Source organism: Actinomyces sp. oral taxon 897, from assembly GCF_002999235.1.
Classification (GTDB): domain Bacteria; phylum Actinomycetota; class Actinomycetes; order Actinomycetales; family Actinomycetaceae; genus Actinomyces.
Window position 1 is genome coordinate 1,284,409 of the sequence record NZ_CP027236.1, and the last position, 18,959, is coordinate 1,303,367.

Sequence of the window (18,959 nt, forward strand, 5' to 3'; positions counted from 1 at the left end):
ACCACCGGAAGAGACCCTAAGGAGAGCAATGAGCATCGGCTCCCAGCCCACCGGCCCGGGCATCGTCCCCGGGCCCGACCAGAAGGTCGAGACCGCGCCCGCCCTGCTCACCCTGGGCTCCTACCTGCGCCGGGGGCGGGCCAGCTCGGACGCCCGCCGCCTGTTCCTGACCGGCGGGCGCCAGGCCGACGCCTTCTACCGCCACCGGTGGAGCCACGACAAGATGGTCCACTCCACCCACGGGGTCAACTGCACCGGCTCGTGCGCCTGGGAGGTCTACGTCACCGACGGGATTATCACCTGGGAGAAGCAGATCACCGACTACCCCACCACCGGGCCGGACATGCCCGAGTACGAACCGCGCGGCTGCCCCCGCGGCGCGGCCTTCTCCTGGTACACCTACTCCCCCACCCGCATCCGCTACCCCTACGTACGCAGCGTGCTGCTGGACGCCTTCCGCGCCGCCAAGGCCGATACCGACGGCGACCCCGTGGCCGCCTGGGCCCAGGTCACCGGCGACCCCGCTACCGCCCGGGCCTACAAGTCGGCCCGGGGCAAGGGCGGCATGGTGCGCGTGGGCTGGGACGAGGCCCTGGAGATCATCGCCGCGGCCTACGTGCACACCATCCGCACCTGGGGCCCGGACCGCTGCGCCGGCTTCTCCGTCATCCCGGCCATGTCCCAGGTCTCCTACGGCGCCGGCGGGCGCTTCCACGAGCTCATCGGCGGCACCATGCTCTCCTTCTACGACTGGTACGCCGACCTGCCCCCGGCCTCCCCCCAGGTCTTCGGCGACCAGACCGACGTGCCCGAGGCCGGCGACTGGTACAACTCCCAGTTCCTCATTATGTGGGGCTCCAACCTGCCCCTGACCCGCACCCCCGACGCCCACTTCATGACCGAGGCCCGCTACCACGGCCAGAAGGTGGTGGCCGTCTCCCCCGACTACGCGGACAACACGAAGTTCGCCGACCAGTGGCTGCGGGTGGCCCCGGGCACCGACGGCGCCCTGGCGACGGCCATGGGCCACGTCATCCTCTCCGAGTTCCACGTGGAGCGGCGTGAGCCCTTCTTCCTGGACTACATGCGCCGCCACACCGACTCCCCCTTCCTGGTCGGCCTGGAGCTCCACCCCGACGGGACCGCCTACGTGCCCGGCCGCTTCCTGACCGCCTCCGACGTCGACGGCGTGGCCGAGGACGCCCCCAGGAACGAGTTCCGGCCCCTGGTGTGGGACCGCGAGCGCGGCCCGGCCGACCCCGGCGGGACGCTCGCGGACCGCTTCACCCCCGAGGGCGAGGGCAGGTGGAACCTGCTCATGGAGGGCGTGGACCCGGTCATGAGCATCCTGGACCTGCGTGGCCTGCCCGGCGCCCCCAGGGTGCAGGCCGCCGAGGTCCTCCTGCCCCGCTTCGACCTGCCGGGCTCCACCACCCCCACCGGCAGCGTGGGCGGCGGGACGGTGCGCCGCGGGGTGCCGGTCACCCGGGTCGGGGACCGCCTGGTGACCACCGTCTACGACCTGCTCCTGGCCCAGTACGCGGTTGGGCGCCCGGGCCTGCCCGGCCAGTGGCCCGAGGACTACCAGGACGCCACGGTGCCGGCCACGCCCGCCTGGGCCAGTGAGGTCACCGGTGTGCCCGGGCCCGCCGTTATCCGGGTGGCGCGCGACTTCGCGCTCAACTCCCTGGAGTCCGGCGGCCGCTCCCAGATCGTCATGGGCGCGGGCATTAACCACTACTACCACGCCGACCAGATCTACCGCACCATCCTGGCGCTGACCTCCATGTGCGCCACCCAGGGCGTCAACGGCGGCGGCTGGGCCCACTACGTGGGCCAGGAGAAGGTCCGCCCCCTGTCCGGGTTCCAGCAGTACGCCTTCGCCCTGGACTGGCACCGTCCGGCCCGCCAGATGATCTCCACCGGCTTCTGGTACATCACCACCGACCAGTGGCGCTACGACGCCACCAGCGCCGAGCGCCTGGCCTCCCCCCTGGGGGCGGGGACGCTGGCCGGGATGACGACCACGGACGTCATGGTGGAGGCCATGAAGCGCGGCTGGACGCCGTCCTACCCGACCTTCAACCGCAGCCCCCTGCTGCTGGGCCAGCAGGCCGCGGAGGCGGGCATGAGCCCGGCCGACTACGTGGTCAAGGAGCTCAGGGCCGGCACGCTGCGCTTCGCGGCCGAGGACCCCGACGCCCCGGAGAACTTCCCGCGCATCCTGGCCTCCTGGCGCACGAACCTGCTGGGCAGCTCGGCCAAGGGAACGGAGTTCTTCCTGCGCCACATGGTGGGGGCGGACAACGACGTCAACGCCGTCCAGACCCCGCCGGGGCAGCGTCCGGTCTCGGTGACCTGGCGTGACGAGGCCCCCGTGGGCAAGCTGGACCTCATGTGGACGGCGGACTTCCGCAACACCTCCACCACGCTGCACTCCGACGTCGTGCTGCCGGCGGCCACCTGGTACGAGAAGCACGACATCTCCTCCACGGACATGCACCCCTTTGTGCACTCCTTCAACGCGGCCATCGACCCACCCTGGGAGGCCCGCACCGACTTCCAGATCTACCAGGCCCTGGCCGGCCTCGTCTCCGACTGGGCGCCGCGCTACCTGGGCACCCAGACCGACGTCGTGGCCGCCCCCCTGACCCACGACACCCCCGACGCCCTGACCATGGCCCACGGGGACGTCTCCGGGCTGCCCCAGGAGTGGATCCCGGGGGTGACCATGCCCAAGCTGGTGCCCACCCAGCGCGACTACACCCAGATCCGGGCCAAGTTCGACGCCGTCGGCCCCCTGGCCGAGAAGCTGGGCCTGCCCTGCAAGGGCATTGCGCTCAAGCCGGGCCCGGAGATCAGGCGCCTGGGGCGCAACCACGGGCTCTCCACTGACGGCGTGGCGGCCGGGCGGCCGCTGGTGGACACCGACGTCCGGGCCGCCGACGCGATCCTGGCCCTGTCGGGCACCACCAACGGGCGCATTGCCACCGAGGGCTGGGACACCCTGTCCCGGCGCACCGGCACCCCGCTGGTGGAGCTCAGCGAGGAGGAGGCGGGCAAGCTCATTACCTTCGCCGACACCCGCGTCAAGCCCCAGGGCGTCATTACCTCCCCGGAGTGGTCCGGGAGCGAGCACGGGGGGAGGCGCTACAGCGCCTTCGTGGTCAATGTGGAGCACGCCAAGCCCTGGCACACCCTGACCGGGCGCATGCACTACTACCTGGACCACGACTGGATGCGGGACATGGGCGAGGCCCTGCCGGTCTTCCGCCCCCCGCTGGACTTCCACGCCCTGTACGGGGAGGCCGCCCCGGGGCAGGTGGGCACCAGCCCTGAGGGCACCGCCGAGGTGGCGGTGCGCTACATTACCGCGCACAACAAGTGGGCCATCCACTCCCAGTACTACGACAACCTCTACATGCTGACCCTGGGGCGGGGCGGGCAGACCATCTGGATGAGCCCCCAGGACGCGGACAAGGTGGGCGTGAAGGACAACGAGTGGGTGGAGGCCTACAACCGCAACGGCATTGTGGCGGCCCGGGCGATCGTCTCCCACCGCATTCCCGAGGGCATGGTCTTTATGCACCACGCCCAGGAGCGCACCATGAACACCCCCCTGACCGAGCGCAGCGGGCGGCGCGGGGGGACGCACAACTCCCTGACCCGGATCGTGCTCAAGCCCAGCCACTTCGCCGGCGGCTACGCCCAGCTGTCCTACGCCTTCAACTACATCGGCCCCACCGGCAACAACCGCGACGAGGTCACCCTCATCCGCCGTCGCAGCAACCAGGAGGTGACGTTCTAATGAAGGTCATGGCCCAGGTCGCCATGGTAATGAACCTGGACAAGTGCATTGGCTGCCACACCTGCTCGGTCACCTGCAAGCAGGCGTGGACCAACCGCGAGGGCACCGAGTACATGTGGTTCAACAATGTCGAGACCCGCCCCGGGGTGGGCTACCCGCGCGGCTGGGAGGACCAGGGGCGGTGGAGGGGAGGCTGGGAGCGCACGGCCACAGGCCGCCTGCGGCCGCGCTCCGGGGGGCGCCTGCGCCGCCTGGCGAGTATCTTCGCCAACCCGGACATGCCGGGCGTCCAGGACTACTACGAGCCGTGGACGTACGAGTACGACCGCCTGCTCTCGGCCCCCAAGGACTCCCCGGCCCTGCCGGTGGCCCGGGCCAGGAGCCAGATCACGGGCGAGCACATGCCCACCATTACCTGGGGGCCCAACTGGGACGACGACCTGGGCGGCTCGACGGAGACCCTCCAGCAGGACCCGGTCCTGGAGGCCATGAGCACCAGGGTGCGCACGGACATTGAGTCGGCCTTCATGTTCTACCTGCCGCGCATCTGCGAGCACTGCCTGAACCCCACCTGCGTGTCGGCCTGCCCGTCGGGGGCCATGTACAAGCGCACCGAGGACGGCATCGTGCTGGTGGACCAGGACGCCTGCCGCGGCTGGCGCATGTGCGTGTCGGCCTGCCCCTACAAGAAGGTCTACTTCAACCACCACACCGGCAAGGCCGAGAAGTGCACCCTGTGCTACCCGCGCCTGGAGGTCGGCGAGCCCACGGTGTGCTCGGAGACCTGCGTGGGGCGCCTGCGCTACCTGGGGGTCCTGCTCTACGACGCCGACCGGGTCTCCCAGGCGGCGGCAGTCAAGGACCCGCAGGACCTGTACGCGGCCCAGCGCGAGATCCTGCTGGACCCCCACGACCCGCAGGTGGTGGCCGCCGCCCGCGCCGAGGGCGTGCCGGACACCTGGGTCGAGGCGGCCCAGGCCTCCCCCGTGTGGGACCTCATTGACACCTACGAGGTGGCCCTGCCCCTGCACCCGGAGTACCGCACCATGCCCATGGTGTGGTACATCCCGCCGCTGAGCCCGGTGGTGGACGAGGTGGCCGCCGCGGGCCTGGACGGGGAGGACCACCGGGTGCTGCTGACGGCCGTGTCCGAGATGCGCATCCCCCTGGAGTACCTGGCGGGGCTGTTCACCGCCGGTGAGACCAACACGGTGGAGCTCGTGCTGCGCCGCCTGGCCGCCATGCGCTCCCACATGCGCGACGTCCGACTGGGGCGCGAGCCCGACCCGGCTGTCGCCGCCTCGGTGGGGACGAGCGGGGAGCGCCTGGAGGCCATGTACCGCCTGCTGGCCATTGCCAAGTACGACGACCGCTACGTCATCCCCACCACCAAGCCGGAGGTCCCCCGGGGCATGCAGGCCATGGGTGGGGACGTGCGCGCGCTGCTGGGCCAGGGCGCGCCGGCGGGCTGCCACGACGTCGCCGCCTTCCACGGCCAGGACGCCTCCGCCCCGGTGGCGCTGCCCATGCCGACGGTGCGTCGCCCCCCGGTCCCGGCCGCCGGCCCGGGGCTGGCCACCAGTCCGGATCTGGCTGGCGCGGGCGCCCCGGGCAGGGGCCGCTGACGTGGCCCGCACACCCTCCTTCGTGCGCGCCCCGCGCCGGCTGCCGGCCCCGGAGCCGGTGGCGCTGACCACGCCCCAGCGGGCGGTGGTGCACATGGCGGCGTCCCTGCTGCTGGACTACCCGGACGAGGACCGCCTGGGGACGTCCCTGGCGGCGACCAGCGCGGCCCTGGCCGGCCCGCAGGCCCCGCCCGCGGCGGTGGCCACCCCTATCGAGGAGTTCGTGGCCACGGCCCGGGCCTGGGGGGCGCGGCGCCTGGCCGAGCACTACGTGGAGACCTTTGACCGGCGTCGGCGCTGCTGCCTGTACCTGACCTACTACACGGTGGGCGACACCCGCCACCGGGGGGCGGCGCTGCTGGCCTTCAAGCAGGCGCTGGCGGCCGCGGGCTACGAGATGGCGGCCGACGAGCTGCCCGACTACCTGCCGGTGGTCCTGGAGCTGAGCGCCCGCAGCGGCGACGAGGTGGCCGACGTGCTCCTGTCCTCCCACCGGGAGGGCATTGAGGTGCTGCGCGCCGCCCTGGTCGACGCCGGCTCCCCCTACGCGGGGCTGGTGGAGGCCGTCTCAGCGACCCTGCCCCGCATTGACGAGGCCACCGCCGAGCGCGTGCGCGCCCTGGTGGCCGCCGGGCCACCCACCGAGACGGTGGGCGTGACCGACACCCTGCCCTTCCCCAGCCTGCCGGTACACAACCCCCTGCCGACCCTGCCCCGCCCCGTCACCCTCCAGGAGGCCCGCTAATGAGCGCTCTCGAGCAGTCCGTCCTGTGGACCGCCCTGCCCTACGTCTCCCTCGTCCTGCTGGTGGTGGGGCTGGCCTGGCGCTGGCGCAACGACCAGTACGGGTGGACGAGCCGCTCCTCGCAGTGGCAGGAGTCGACCATCCTGCGCTGGGCCTCCCCCCTGTTCCACTTCGGGGTCCTGTTCGTGGCCGCCGGGCACGTCATGGGCCTGGCGGTGCCCAAGTCCCTCACCGAGGCCGCTGGCGTCCCCGAGCACGTCTACCACCTCATGGCCGTCATCCCCGGCTCCCTGGCCGGGCTCATGACCTTGGTGGGCCTGTCCGGCCTGCTCTACCGCCGCTTCGTGGTCAAGTCGGTGCGCCTGGCCACCACGCGCAACGACAAGGTCATGTACGTGCTGCTGACCGTCCCCATCTGCCTGGGGGCGTGGGCCACTATCTCCACCCAGCTGCTGGGCGGCCTGCACGGCGGATACGACTACCGCGAGACCATTAGCCCCTGGTTCCGCTCGATCTTCCTGCTCAGCCCCCGCCCCGAGCTCATGGCGGACGTGCCCCTGGCCTTCAAGCTGCACATTGTGGCCGGGTTCCTGCTGTTCGCCATCTGGCCCTTCACCCGCCTGGTCCACGCGGTCTCCGCGCCCGTGGGCTACGTGACCCGCCCCTACGTGGTCTACCGCTCCCGCGAGGGCGCCACCTCCACGGCGCGCACCCGGCGGGGGTGGGCACCGGTGCGCACCCAGGGCACCGGCAACCAGGGGGCCGACGACGTCGCCCCCTCACAGGGGGCCTGAGGGCCCGGGCTCAAGCTCCCACGCCGCCGCGGCGTACGGACGGCTCACGTCCCCCACCAGGACGCGGATTTTATCCGGATCCGTCAGTTACGATGGAGACGGCGCCGTCCGGCCTCGTGCACGCCAGCACGGCGGGGGGCGGAGCCCGGGGGGCCCGGCACCGGGGCGGGAGCCCACGGACCCGGCCTCGCAACCCTACTGAACCCGAAAGGATCCCCATGCGCCTCTCGCGACGCCTGGCTATGACCGCACTTTCCCTCCTCTCCGCCGCCTCGCTCGTCGCGTGCGGGGGAACCTCCTCGACCACGACCTCCTCCTCCGCCCCTGCCGAGGCCCCGTCCACCACCGCGGCAGCGGGCAAGCTCAGCGGTGAGATCACCGTGCTGGCCGCCGCCTCCCTCAAGGGTGTCTTCCAGGAGATCGGCGACCAGCTCAAGGCGGACAACCCCGACCTGACCATCAAGTTCGACTTCCAGGGATCCCAGGACCTGGTGACCTCCCTGGACCAGGGCAACAGCGCCGACGTGCTGGCCACCGCCAACAACTCCACCATGACCAAGGCCGTCGAGAAGCACCTGGTGGGCGAGCAGACCGAGTTCGCCACCAACGTCCTGACCCTCATCGTCCCCAAGGGCAACCCCAAGGGGATCACCGGCCTGGACTCCTCGCTGGACGGCGTCGACCTCGTCATCTGCGCCCCCGAGGTCCCCTGTGGCAAGGCCTCCCGCGAGCTGGCCGAGGCCAAGGGGGTCACCCTCAACCCGGTCTCCGAGGAGCAGAAGGTGACCGACGTGGTGGGCAAGGTCGAGTCCGGTGAGGCCGACGCCGGCCTGGTCTACGTCACCGACGCCACCACCGCCAAGGACAAGGTGGACAAGATCGACATCCCCGACAACACCGTGGTCAACCACTACCCGATCGCCCCCACGGCCAAGCCGGCCAACCCCGAGGGCGCCAAGGCCTTCATTGACGCCGTCACCGGCGAGACCGGCCAGAAGGTCCTGGCCAAGTACGGCTTCGGCGCCCCCACCGGCACCCCGGCCTCGGGCGCACCGGCGACCCCGGCCGCAGCGCCCACCTCCAAGGACCCCGAGGCCGGGTCCGCCCCCACCGGGACCAGCACGCCGTGAGGTCGGCGTACGCACCAGGAGGGTGCCGGCAGCAGCTGACGCCGTCGGCACCCTGCCCGTGGTGAACGGACGTACGGTCGTGGACCAGACGCCGTCCCCGGCCCGGCCCGCCCGACGCGGCCGGGCCGGGCGGGCGCGGGCCGCCCGCGCGCCCCTGCCCGTGCTCGTCGCCGTCCTGGCCGCCTGCGGGGGCTGCGCGATCGTGCTGCCCCTGGTGGGGCTGGGCACCCGTGTGGCCTGGGGCCAGCTGCCCCAGCTGCTCTCGACGCCGTCGGCGCAGGCGGCCCTGTGGCTGTCGGTACGCACCTGCCTGGCCTCCACGGCCGTCAGCGTGCTCCTGGGCGTGCCCCTGGCCCTGGCGCTGGCCAGGAGCTGGCCGGGGGTGAGGGTCGCCCGCGTCCTGGCGGTCCTGCCCATGACGCTGCCCCCGGTGGTGGCCGGTATCGCGCTGCTGTCCACCCTGGGGCGCAAGGGGGTCCTGGGGGCGCGGCTGGACGCCTGGGGCGTGGGTATCGCCTTCACCACCACCGCCGTGGTGGTGGCGCAGGTCTTCGTGTCCATGCCCTACCTGGTGGTGACCCTGGAGGCGGCCCTGCGCAGCCGTGACACCCGTGCCGAGACCACCGCCCGCACCCTGGGGGCGGGCCCGTGGCGGGTCCTGGTGCGCATTACCCTGCCGCTGGCGGCCCCGGCCCTGGCCCGCGGCACCGCCCTGGCCCTGGGGCGCAGCCTGGGGGAGTTCGGCGCCACCATCGCCTTCGCCGGCTCCAAGGAGGGCGTGACCCGCACCATGCCGCTGACCATCTACCTGGAGCGGGAGAGCGACACCTCCACCGCCCTGGCCCTGACTGTGGTACTCATTGTACTGTCCTTCATTATCGTCGGTGCCACTAACGTGCGTTGGGGCACTCTGGGTACACTGTGGCGCCCAGGGCATTATGACGCTGCCGGGCACGGGGACGCCGAGGACGAGGTACCGGCACCAGGGGCCCCTGACGCGCCCACCACCGGCGTGCACGCCACCTCCCCCGCCGTGCCTGACGGCCAGGGGCGGGGCAGGGACCTGGAGGTCTCCTTCCGCCTGGACTCGCGCGACGTCATGGTCTCCCTGTCCGTGCCGGCCGGGCGGACCGTGGCCCTCATCGGGCCCAACGGGTCGGGCAAGTCCACGGTCTGCTCGGTGGTGGCGGGCCTGCTGGACGCCGCGGGCGGGCGGGTGGCCCTGGGCGGGCGGGTGCTGGACGGCCCGGAGGGGTTCGTGCCCGCCGGACGCCGTGAAGTGGCCCTGCTCAGCCAGGACCCGGGGGTGTTCACCCACATGTCGGTCCTGGGCAATGTGGTCTTCGCCCTGCGCTGCCAGGGGGTGGGGCGCTCGGCCGCCCGGGTGCGGGCCCGCGCCGAGCTGGCCGCCGTGGGGGCGCTCCACCTGGCCTCCCGCTCCGGCGGGGCGCTCTCCGGGGGGCAGGCGGCCCGCGTGGCCCTGGCCCGGGCCCTGGCCACCGCCCCGCGCCTGCTGGTCCTGGACGAGCCCATGAGCGCCCTGGACGTCACCGCGCGCCAGGAGATGCGCCGCCTGGTGGCACGCCGCACCGCGCAGGAGGACCTGACCCTGCTGCTGGTGACCCACGACGTGCTGGACATGACCGCCCTGGCCGAGGACGTCGTCGTCCTGGAGGCGGGGCGCGTGGTGGAGCAAGGCGGTACGGCGCAGGTCCTGGCCTCACCGAGCTCCGACTTCGCCGCGCGCCTGACTGGGACCGCGGTCCTGGCCGGTGACCTGGCCGGGGACGGCGACGCCCCCGCCCTGGTCCTGCCCCGGGGGGTGACCCTCTACGGGCGCCCCTGGGAGGACGATATCGCCCCGGCCGGCCACGTCCCCCGGCCAGCGGTACCGGCCCCCACCAGCCCCGGTATCGCCCTAGTGCCGCCCGACGCCGTGGCCCTGTACCGTCAGGCGCCCCAGGGCTCCCCCCGGAACGTCCTGCCCGGCACGGTCACCGGGGTGGAGCGCTCTGGTGCCCTGGTGAGCGTGGACGTGGCCCTGGCCCCTGGCCAGGTCGTCCACGCCACCGTGACCGCGGGCGCGCTCGCCGAGATGGGGATAGCGCCGGGCCAGGAGCTGTGGTGCGTCATTAAGGCCGTCGCGGTGCGCGTCGTGCCCCGGCGCGCGGGGAGACGGCACGGCGAGCGGCACGGCACGGGCGCTGCCGGCACCGGCACTGTCGCCCAGGACGGCCGGGTAGGGTCGGGTCATGGCGCACAGAACGACACCACGCCGTCGGCCGGGCCGCCCGAACCGCATTGACCGGGAGACCATTGCCGACGCCGCCATCGAGCTCATTGCCGAGGCCGGTGTCGACGCCCTCACCTTCCAGGCCCTCGCGGCCCGCCTAGGGGTCAGGCACCCCGCGCTGTACCGTCACGTCAACGGCCGCCCCGACCTCCTGCGCGCCGTCGCGGACCGTTTTATGGAGACCACGAGGTGGCCCGATCCGGTGGGCAGCTGGCAGGACTACCTGCGTGCCGTCGCCTGCGCGATCGACACCGAGTGCGGCCGCTACCCGGGGATGATGGACCTGATCTACAACCAGGTGTGGCCCATGCCCGAGCGCCTCATCCTGGCCGCGATCGAGATGGCCGAGAATCTCGTCGCCCTCGGGTTCCCCCGGCAGCTCGCGCTCGTCGCCGCCGACATGGTGGCCGACTTCGCCGCGGACAGCCGTATCCGGCGCGACCGTATCGCCCGGCATGCCGGGCAGGACGGGTTCACCCGTCTCACGGACCCCGACGGCACCCATGACCCCGGGCTGCGCGCGGCGTTCCACGACCGCTTCTCGGCTGGCCCTAACGTGTGGTCGGACGACAAGCTCGAGATTATCCTCGCGGGGATTGAGGCCGAGCTCACGGCGTCCTCGGGGTGACCGCCGGGCGGGTGGCCCTACCGCGTGTCCCCCACGATCCGCCAGCCCGCCGAGCCCGTCTTGGCCCGCCAGAAAGCCTCGTAGCGTCCGCCCGCCCTCACCAGGGACTCGTGGTCGCCGTCCTCGACAATGGCCCCGTCGTCGAGGACGAGGATGCGGTCGGCGCCCGTGACGGTCTCGAGCCGGTGAGCGATCGCGATCACCGTGCGGCCCGTGGCCAGGGCGGCGAAGGCGTCCGCGAGGGCCGCCTCGGTCTCGGTGTCCACCGCGGCGGTGGCCTCGTCGAGCAGCACGACGGGCGCGTCCTTGAGCAGGGCGCGGGCAATGGAGACCCGCTGCCTCTCACCGCCGGAGAGCCGTGCGCCGCCCTCGCCGACCGGCGTGTCCAGCCCGTCCGGAAGACGGTCCACGACCTCCTGGAGGCGGGCGGCACAGATCGCCTGCGCGACCTCCTCGTCACTCGCCTCCGGGCGGCCCACGCGGACGTTGTCCAGGATGGAGCCCTCGAACAGGTAGACGTCCTGGAAGACCACCGCCACGCGCTCGATCACCTGCTCGGAGCCGAGCTGGCGGACGTCCACCCCGCCCAGGCGCACGCTGCCGCTGGTGGCGTCCCAGAACCTGGCGACCAGACGCAGGACGGTCGTCTTGCCCGACCCGCTGGGCCCCACCAGGGCGGTGAACGTCCCCGGCTCCAGCCGGAACGACACCCGGTGGAGGACGTCCCCCGCCCCGTAGCTGAAGCTGACCTCGTCGAGCTCCACCGACAGGCCGGTCCTGGCCACGGTGGCGGGGCTGGCCGGCTCGGGCAGCGTCGGCGTGTCCAGGAGGGCGCGGATGCGCTCGAGGCTGTCCCCGACGGTGCGCATGGCGGTGGTGTACTCCGAGAGGTCCGCGAGCGGGCCGACGAACCTGACGCAGACGACGAGCAGCCCGACGGTCGCCGGGACCTGGAGGCGGCCGCTCAGGGAGAGGCCGACCGCGGTGACCAGCAGGAGCACGAGCCAGAGCTGCACGGCGACCGTGCTGATAAGCACGCCGGGGATAGTGCGCCAGAAGATGCGCTCCGACGTCCGGTGGTGCCGGTTAAGGGACTCGTCCAGGGGCGGGTAGCTCCCGACGGTGCGCCCGGCCGACCGCAGGACGGGCTGGGCCAGCGCGAAGTCGACGACCTGCTCGTTGACCTCGGCGGTGCACCGGTCCAGGACGGCGTCCAGCCGCGCGGTCCGCTTGGGGGCGAGCCACCCGATGAGCGCGGCGACCGGGAGGAAGGCGGCGCCGGCCGCGGCGACGCGCCAGTCCCACCAGAGCAGGCCGACGACCACGGTCAGGGGGGTGAGGACCGCCGAGACGATCGGCTGCAGGAGGTGGGCCGTCACCGAGCCCGCGTCCTCGGCGCTCTTGCTGCTGAGCTGGGCCAGCTCCCCGGCGCGGGCGCGGTCGAACCAGCCCAGCGGCAGGACGGAGGCGTGGTCGCCAATGCGGTGCTGCAGGCTGTGCATGAGCCCCAGGCTGATGCCGTACCCGGTGCGCGCCTGGAGGAAGTACAGCAGCGCGCCCCCGGCCGCGGCCGCGGCCAGGGCTCCCGCCGCGGGCCACGCCGCGTGCACGTCGCCGCGTACGACGGCGTCCACGACCGGGATGAGCGCCAGGAAGGCGAGCCCCTGGGCGAGGGCGAAGGCGGTAACCAGCACGAGGAACGGCAGGAGGCGGACGCTCCCGCGGGCGACGTGCACGAGGTTGACGAGTGTGCGGGTCATGCTGCGTTCTCCTTGACGTGACCGGCCTGCCACAGCCTGCGGTAGGCCCCGGCCCGGGCGAGCAGCTCCGCGTGGGTGCCGACCTCGACGACCCTGCCCGCCTCCATGACCGCGATCTGGTCCGCGGCGGTGACCGACGTCAGCCGGTGGGCGATGACCAGCACGGTCCTGCCCTCGGCCGCGCGCGCGACCGCCGCCTGGAGACGGACCTCGTTCTCGGGGTCGGCGAAGGAGGTGGGCTCGTCGAGCACGAGGACGGGGGCGTCCTCGAGCAGGGCGCGGGCGATGGTGACGCGCTGCGCCTCCCCGCCGGAGAGCAGCGCATCGACCCCGACGACGGAGTCGTAGCCCCGGGGCAGGGCGGCGATACGGTCGTGGATGCCCGCGGCTGAAGCCGCGGCCACGACCTCCTCGTCACCGGCACCGGGCCGGGCGAGGCGGATATTGTCGCGCACGCTCATGGGCACCAGGCGGGTGCCCTGGAAGACGAACGCGACGCTCCGGTACAGGGCCGCGGGCTCCAGGTCGCGCACGTCCTGCCCGCCTACCCGGACCGCGCCGTCCCGCACGTCCCAGAACCTGGGCACGAGGGCCGCCAGGGTCGACTTGCCTGCCCCCGAGCGGCCCACGAGCGCCGTCACCGTGCCCTGGGGGATCCTCATGGCCACCTGGGACAGGGTGTCCGGCCCGTGCGGGTCGTAGGCGAAGCTGACGTCGTCGAGGACGACCTCGCCGCCCTCGGCCGCCGCCGGGGCGTCCGGGACGGGCAGCACGGGGGTGGCCAGGAACTCCCCGATCCGGGCGGCGGCCTCACGCGCGGCCCGCAGCCGCACGTCGTAGGAGTCCATCTGCGTGAGCGGGCCGGCCAGCCCGACCCCGAGCACCAGGCCCGCCACGAACCCGGTGAAGTCCACCCACCCCAGCTGGAGAAGGAGCAGGCCCAGCAGCCCCATGGTCGCGAGCACGCTCGGGGCCGACACGATCGCCAGCCCCAGCGAGGACGCCCCGACCATGGGCACCATCAGCCTGCCGAAGAAGTCCGCGTAGTCGTCCACCGCCCGGCGGTAGTCCGCCGACGCGCGCCCGGCCTGCCCGAACGTCTTGACCACCGCGATCCCGTGCGCGAACTCCACCGTCGCGCTGCTGACCCGCGCCTTGGCCTCGTCCCAGTCGCGGAACTGCGTGGCGGCCTTGCCCATCATGGAGCCGAACACGGTCAGGAAGCCCGCCAGCGGCAGCAGGGCCACCAGGGCGAGCGGCCAGCTGTACAGGAGGAGCACGGCGAGTGCGGCGACCGCGGTGACGACCCCGACCACCATGTCGCCGCCCGCGTGCGCCACCAGGGTGTGCAGTGCGTGCACGTCGTCGGTGACCAGCTTCTTGACCCGCCCCGAGGAGCGCCGGGAGGCCTCCCCGATGGGGATGCGCCCCAGGTGGGCGGTCAGCCGGACCCGCAGGTCACGGTTCAGGCGGGCGTCGGCCAGGTGCGTCAGCATGAGCCCGGTGCCGATGAGCACCGTCCTGACCGCGATCCCGGCCAGGGCCACCCACAGCCAGCGCCAGGTCTCGCCCGCCGGCGCCCGGTCCACCAGGGCGGTCGAGAGCTGCACGCTCGCGACCATCGGGACCAGGCCGGCGACGGCGCCCAGTCCCTGCAGCGTCACGCCGCTGACGACCAGCCCGCGCACGGGGCCGATCAGATCCCAGAACCTCACGGTACCTCCTTCGTCTGCGTCAGCAGCCGGCTGCTGCCACGCGCGGTGTCCACGGCCTCGGCGCCCTTGGCCGGGCCCGGTCCGTCTGTCGCCTCTCCCCCGCTCCTGCCGAAGAACTCCCTGAGCCGGGCGGACGGGTCCTGCCCCGTGGGCGGCTGGAGCTGCCCGCCGCGCAGCTCCTCGACCCGCGTGCAGACGAGGGCGAGGAACTCGACGTCGTGGCTGACGACCAGGACGGCCGTGCCCGCCTCGGCGGCGGTAAGGACCAGGTCGCTCATGGCGACCATGGACTCGCGGTCGAGCCCGCTGGTGGGCTCGTCGAGCACGAGGACGCCCCGGGCGCTGCACAGGCCGCTGGCGAGTGCCGCCCGCTGCTTCTGCCCGCCGGAGAGCGAGAGCGGGTGGCGGTCGCGCAGCTCCAGCAGGCCGAGGCGCTCCAGGACCCTGTCAATGTCCGGCTGTGAGGGGTGCCGCAGTCCTATGGCGCACTCCTCGGCGAGGGTCTCCCCGAAGAGCTGGGCGTTCACGTCCTGCATGACGAGGAAGACCCTGCCCCTGAGGTCCCGTTGCCGGACGGGTCTGCCCTGGAGGGCGAACGCCCCGGCACCCGCCTTCTGCAGCCCGCACAGGGCGCGCAGGAGCGTGGTCTTCCCCGCGCCGTTGTCCCCGATGAGCCCGACGACCTCGCCGGGGGCGAGCCGCAGGGAGACGTTACTGAGCACGGTGCGGTCGCGGAAGGACACCGTCAGGCCCGTCACCTCGACAGCGGGCGGCTGGCCGCTAAGGGCGGCGGGACGCGCCTCGCACCGGGTCGCCTCCGCCAGGTCGAGGGCCCTCAGCCCCATTGCGTGCCGCTGCTGCGGGGACAGCGCCCTGAACTCGTCCGCGCAGTAGATGCCAGCCACCGCCCCGGCGTCGAGCACGACGTAGCGGTCCGCCAGGTCGGAGAGGTAGCTGAGGCGGTGCTCGCAGACCAGCAGGGCCTTGCCCTGCGACCTCAGCTTGCGGAGCAGTCCCGCCAGATGGACGGTCGCCTGGTGGTCGAGGTTCGCCGAGGGCTCGTCCAGCACGAATGCCTCCGGTCCCAGGGCGTAGGCCCCGGCGATCGCCACCTGCTGCTTCTGCCCGCCGGACATCTTAAAGATGCTCCTACCCGCGAGCGCCCGGATACCCACCTCGTCAATGGTCTCCTCCACCCGGTCCCGCAGCGCGGGGTTGGGGACCCCGGCGTTCTCGAGCCCGAACGCGATCTCGCTGTCGGTGTCGAGGTTGAAGAACTGCGACTTGGGGTTCTGGAAGACCGATCCCACGAGGCGGGCGATCTCGTACCCCTCCATGGAGGAGGCGTCGCGGCCGCAGATCGTGACGCTGCCGCTCAGCTCGTCCGCCTCGTGCCTGGGCAGGAGGCCGTTGACGAGGCTGGTCAGCGTGCTCTTCCCGCAGCCGCTGCGGCCGGTGAGGACCACGAGCTCCCCGGCCCCGACCCTAAAGGAGACGTCCTCAAGAGCCCGGGCGGGTGCGGCGGCGTAGCGGAACGAGACGTGCGAGAACTCGATCATCTGACCATCCCCCCTGCGCACAGGCCGACGAAGGCGAGGATGACGACGACGTCGGCCGCGCCGAGTGCGAGGTCCACCAGGCAGGTCCTGGGAGCGGGGTTGTCAATGCCTCGCACCAGCGCGGCGTCGGCGATCTCGTCGGCGATCACCGTGGCGCTGACCAGCATGGGGACGTAGAGCCTCGTGGTGACCTCGAGGGGATGACGCAGGAGGGACAGCGGCGTGGGGCTCAGGCCGCGGACCGCCATGGCATCGCGCAGGTTACGCGCCTGCTCGCGCATGGCCGGGAAGTAGCGGAAGACGACGGCGAAGGGCGTGACCAGGACGCGCGGCACGTGCCAGCGCGTCAGGGCGGCGACGAACTCGTTGACACGGGTGGTCTGGACAATGACCGCCCCGGTGACGCCGGCGGGGAACACCTTGCCAATGATCTGGAAGAACGTGACCACGAACAGCTGGGCCGCGGGCGGAAGGTACCTCTCCCCGAGCACCTGCGCGCCCGCGACGAGGGCGTAGGCGGCCGCGGCCACCAGTGCCGTCCTCAGCCTTCCGCAGGCCGCCGCGAGGAGGACGGCCGCGGCCACCAGGACGTGGGCGTAGCCGGGACGCACGGCGATCGTCAGCGCGAGGTTGACGAGCACGAGGACGACCAGCTTGGTGCGCGGGTCGAGGCGCAGGCCCCACCGCCCCTGACGGTCCTTACCCACTGAAGCCGGTCTCAGGCGACGATACCGGCGCGGGTGAGGTGGCGGGCGAGCATCCGCCGCCCCAGCAGCGTGCCGAGCCAGGCGGCGAGGAGGGTGCCCACGGTGATCGCCACCAGGAGCCAGTAGCTCGCCGCGGCGAACATTGAGTCCATGTAGGCGGCGTCGGTGCCCTTCCCGACGAGGTAGGCGCGGTAGGACTCCTGGTTGACCCAGACCATGACGTAGCTCGCGAGCGGGGCGAGGGCGAACACCATGTAGCTGACCGTGTTCAGCCCCGGGCTCCTAAAGCGCCTGAGCGCGGCGACCTCCCCGGCGACGACGCCCAGCGCCAGTGCCGCCACCGCCCACAGCCAGAACATGCCCGTGACGAACAGCACCAGGCCGACTACCGCGCCGAGGACCGCGACCGCCCCGCGCCTGGGGACCTTGGCCACCAGCAGGAGGTACACGGGGGCGCAGAAGAACGCCGCCGAGACCGGCAGCGCGTAGGTCAGCACCGGGCTGAACGCGAAGGGCGTGCCCGCGACGAGCATGACCACGACGTACAGCACGCTGTAGACGCCGAGGGTGATCAGGTCCCTGCTGCCCAGCCTCATCGACGCAGGCCTGCGCTGCGGCGAACCGTCGCGCGCCCCCTGGTGGGCACCCTCGTCTTGCGTCCGTGCACTCACGTCACAGCTCCTTCCGGGATCTACGGCAGAAACACCCGCACCACATAGTTACAATGTGTAACAAATGGTAGTCCGCACGTTCCCGTACCGACAAGACCCCGCATTTGTTAGACAGGTCATAGCATGGGCGCCCAGGCCCGCGCGCGCCGTGACGGCCGAGCGAGCCGCCCGCGACACAGGGCCCGCGCCCAGGCCCGGCGCCGGCCGGGGCTGCGCGCCGCGGGGCGTCTGCGGCACAATCGGCCGTGACAGCAGCCCGTACCGACCCTGCGGAGGCGTTCGTGGAACACGCCGCGCCCTTGGCGCCCTCGGTCATTGCCGACGACCGCCTGCGCCCTCTCAGCCGGGCCGAGCTGGAGCGCTACCGTCGCAACGCCCTGGTACCCCAGGTGGGGGTGACCGGCCAGCAGCGCGTCCGCGCCGCCCGCGTCCTGCTCGTAGGCGCCGGGGGCCTGGGCTCCCCGGCGGCCCTGTACCTGGCGGCCGCGGGCACGGGCACCCTGGGGGTCGTGGACGACGACGTCGTGGACGTGTCCAACCTGCAGCGCCAGGTCGTCCACACCACCGCCGCGGTGGGCGCCCCCAAGGCGGACTCCGCGGCCGCGGCGGTCCGGGCCCTCAACCCGGACGTGGAGGTCGTTATCCACCGCGAGCGCCTCACGGCCGCCAACGCCCTGGGGCTGCTGGAGGGCTGGGACGTGGTCGTCGACGGCTCGGACAACTTCCCCACCCGCTACCTGGTCAACGACGCCTGCGTCATGCTGGGGCTGCCGCTGGTCCACGGGGCGGTGCTGGGCGTCAACGGGCAGGTCGGGGTGTTCGACGCCGCCCGCGGCCCCTGCTACCGCTGCCTGCACCCGGCTCCCCCGCCGCCCGGCTCGGTGCCCTCCTGCGCCCAGGCCGGGGTGCTGGGGGTGCTGCCGGGGGTCGTCGGCTCCATGCAGGCGGCCGAGGCCCTCAAGCTCGTTATCGGCGGCGCACGGCCGCTCATCGGCCGCCTGGTGATGCTCGACGTCTGGGGCGGGAGCGTGCGTGAGCTCACCGTCTCGCGCAACCCGGCCTGCCCGGTGTGCGGGGAGCACCCGAGCATCACGACCCTGGCCGACGCCCCGGGGGCCGGCTCCTGCGCCACCGCCCCGGGCCGGCGGGCGGGCTCTACGGGCGCCACGTCGGCACCGGGTACCGGGGTGGCGTTAGTGACGCCCGCGCGCTTAAAGGAGCTGCTAGAGGCCCCTGAGCCCCCGGCGCTGCTGGACGTGCGCGAGGAGGTGGAGGTGGCCCTGGACCCGTTCCCCGGCGCGCGGAACATCCCCCTGGGGCAGGTGGTGGACCGCGCGGGCGAGCTGGACGCGGGCCGGACCACGGTGGTCGTGTGCGCCTCCGGTCTCCGCTCGGCCCAGGCCGTCCAGGCCCTGCGGGAGGCGGGGTACCCCGGGGAGCTCCTCAGCCTGGCAGGCGGGGCCCGCGCCTACCAGCCCGCCTGAGCGCGCCTGGCCTGGGGCAGGGCGACGTCGAGGGCGGCGG

At 72.9% G+C, this 18,959-nt stretch carries 13 protein-coding genes; 8 read left to right on the forward strand and 5 right to left on the reverse strand.

Features of this window, described 5'->3' with window-relative positions; genetic code table 11:
* The first annotated feature begins 28 nt into the window (after window positions 1–28).
* The 7 genes from C3V41_RS05170 (at window position 29) to C3V41_RS05200 (ending at window position 11,023) form a co-directional block, all read left to right on the forward strand.
* Window positions 29–3,808, forward strand: a complete 3,780-nt coding sequence (locus C3V41_RS05170) for a nitrate reductase subunit alpha (protein ID WP_106109374.1) — start codon at window positions 29–31, stop codon at window positions 3,806–3,808.
* The gene (gene narH / locus C3V41_RS05175) at window positions 3,808–5,433 is read left to right on the forward strand and encodes a nitrate reductase subunit beta (protein ID WP_106109375.1); all 1,626 of its coding nucleotides are present in this window, start codon (window positions 3,808–3,810) and stop codon (window positions 5,431–5,433) included. Before C3V41_RS05170 ends, narH begins: the two co-directional genes overlap by 1 nt.
* A gap of 1 nt (window position 5,434) precedes the next feature.
* Window positions 5,435–6,178 carry a nitrate reductase molybdenum cofactor assembly chaperone gene (gene narJ, locus C3V41_RS05180; protein WP_165271580.1) on the forward strand — a complete coding sequence of 248 codons (744 nt, stop codon included), beginning with the start codon at window positions 5,435–5,437 and terminating at the stop codon, window positions 6,176–6,178.
* Window positions 6,178–6,972, forward strand: a complete 795-nt coding sequence (narI, locus tag C3V41_RS05185) for a respiratory nitrate reductase subunit gamma (protein ID WP_106109376.1) — start codon at window positions 6,178–6,180, stop codon at window positions 6,970–6,972. The genes narJ and narI overlap by 1 nt, the downstream gene beginning before the upstream one ends.
* A gap of 218 nt (window positions 6,973–7,190) precedes the next feature.
* Window positions 7,191–8,102, forward strand: coding sequence for a molybdate ABC transporter substrate-binding protein (modA, locus tag C3V41_RS05190; RefSeq protein WP_106109377.1), 912 nt, complete (start codon window positions 7,191–7,193; stop codon window positions 8,100–8,102).
* A 61-nt stretch (window positions 8,103–8,163) separates the two neighbouring features.
* Window positions 8,164–10,407 (forward strand): ABC transporter permease, encoded by a 2,244-nt coding sequence (locus C3V41_RS05195; protein WP_441299719.1) that lies wholly within the window; start codon window positions 8,164–8,166, stop codon window positions 10,405–10,407.
* A complete protein-coding gene (locus C3V41_RS05200; RefSeq protein WP_106109378.1) occupies window positions 10,355–11,023 on the forward strand; it encodes a TetR/AcrR family transcriptional regulator in 669 nt (222 codons plus the stop codon). The genes C3V41_RS05195 and C3V41_RS05200 overlap by 53 nt, the downstream gene beginning before the upstream one ends.
* Before the next feature lie 17 nt (window positions 11,024–11,040).
* Here the strand turns inward: C3V41_RS05200 and C3V41_RS05205 are convergent, their stop codons facing one another.
* From C3V41_RS05205 to C3V41_RS05225, 5 genes are read right to left on the reverse strand one after another with little or no spacing between them, the layout of a single operon-like run.
* Window positions 11,041–12,783, reverse strand: coding sequence for an ABC transporter ATP-binding protein (locus tag C3V41_RS05205; protein ID WP_106109379.1), 1,743 nt, complete (start codon window positions 12,781–12,783; stop codon window positions 11,041–11,043).
* Window positions 12,780–14,498, reverse strand: a complete 1,719-nt coding sequence (locus C3V41_RS05210; RefSeq protein WP_106109380.1) for an ABC transporter ATP-binding protein — start codon at window positions 14,496–14,498, stop codon at window positions 12,780–12,782. The genes C3V41_RS05205 and C3V41_RS05210 overlap by 4 nt, the downstream gene beginning before the upstream one ends.
* Window positions 14,495–16,057, reverse strand: coding sequence for an ABC transporter ATP-binding protein (locus C3V41_RS05215; RefSeq protein ID WP_106109381.1), 1,563 nt, complete (start codon window positions 16,055–16,057; stop codon window positions 14,495–14,497). Before C3V41_RS05215 ends, C3V41_RS05210 begins: the two co-directional genes overlap by 4 nt.
* Window positions 16,054–16,764, reverse strand: a complete 711-nt coding sequence (locus C3V41_RS05220) for an energy-coupling factor transporter transmembrane component T (RefSeq protein WP_165271581.1) — start codon at window positions 16,762–16,764, stop codon at window positions 16,054–16,056. Before C3V41_RS05220 ends, C3V41_RS05215 begins: the two co-directional genes overlap by 4 nt.
* Before the next feature lie 11 nt (window positions 16,765–16,775).
* Window positions 16,776–17,435, reverse strand: a complete 660-nt coding sequence (locus tag C3V41_RS05225; protein ID WP_217350957.1) for an MptD family putative ECF transporter S component — start codon at window positions 17,433–17,435, stop codon at window positions 16,776–16,778.
* Window positions 17,436–17,716: 281 nt separating this feature from the next.
* Between C3V41_RS05225 and moeB the strand changes: the two genes are divergently transcribed.
* Window positions 17,717–18,919, forward strand: coding sequence for a molybdopterin-synthase adenylyltransferase MoeB (gene moeB, locus C3V41_RS05230; RefSeq protein WP_174714801.1), 1,203 nt, complete (start codon window positions 17,717–17,719; stop codon window positions 18,917–18,919).
* Window positions 18,920–18,959: the final 40 nt, after the last annotated feature.

What these genes read in the sequence shown, in the direction of transcription:
- C3V41_RS05170 (WP_106109374.1), top strand. Translation starts at nt 29, where the DNA reads ATGAGCATCGGCTCCCAGCCCACCGGCCCGGGCATCGTCCCCGGGCCC.
- narH (WP_106109375.1), top strand. Translation starts at nt 3,808, where the DNA reads ATGAAGGTCATGGCCCAGGTCGCCATGGTAATGAACCTGGACAAGTGC.
- narI (WP_106109376.1), top strand. Translation starts at nt 6,178, where the DNA reads ATGAGCGCTCTCGAGCAGTCCGTCCTGTGGACCGCCCTGCCCTACGTC.
- modA (WP_106109377.1), top strand. Translation starts at nt 7,191, where the DNA reads ATGCGCCTCTCGCGACGCCTGGCTATGACCGCACTTTCCCTCCTCTCC.
- C3V41_RS05200 (WP_106109378.1), top strand. Translation starts at nt 10,355, where the DNA reads ATGGCGCACAGAACGACACCACGCCGTCGGCCGGGCCGCCCGAACCGC.
- C3V41_RS05205 (WP_106109379.1), bottom strand. Translation starts at nt 12,783, where the DNA reads ATGACCCGCACACTCGTCAACCTCGTGCACGTCGCCCGCGGGAGCGTC.
- C3V41_RS05215 (WP_106109381.1), bottom strand. Translation starts at nt 16,057, where the DNA reads ATGATCGAGTTCTCGCACGTCTCGTTCCGCTACGCCGCCGCACCCGCC.